Below are 316 nucleotides of genomic sequence, written 5' to 3'. Positions count from 1 at the left end.
CCCGGCACGGCCGCCGTCAGCCGCCGTAGCTCTGGACCAGGGAGCCGGCCACCAAGGTCCAGCCGTCGACCAGCACGAAGAAGATCAGCTTGAACGGCAGGGCGACCGTGGCCGGCGGGACCATCATCATGCCGACCGCCATCAGCACCGAGGCGACCACGAGGTCGATGATCAGGAACGGGATGAACAGCAGGAAGCCGATCCCGAAGGCGCGGCGCAGCTCCGAGATCATGAAGGCCGGCGTGACGATCTCCAGGCCGACATCCTCGGGGCCCTTCGGCGTCGGCACCTTGGCGAGGTCGAGGAACAGCTTCAG

At 67.4% G+C, this 316-nt stretch carries 1 pseudogene; it reads right to left on the bottom strand.

Annotated elements, in window-relative coordinates:
• Window positions 1–16: 16 nt before the first annotated feature.
• Window positions 17–316 (bottom strand): annotated as a pseudogene (locus tag ACLBX8_RS31820) (flagellar type III secretion system pore protein FliP); the annotation flags it as partial.

The organism is Methylobacterium sp. D48H (genome assembly GCF_053345715.1).
This window is presented reverse-complemented; position numbering and strand designations above follow the sequence as displayed.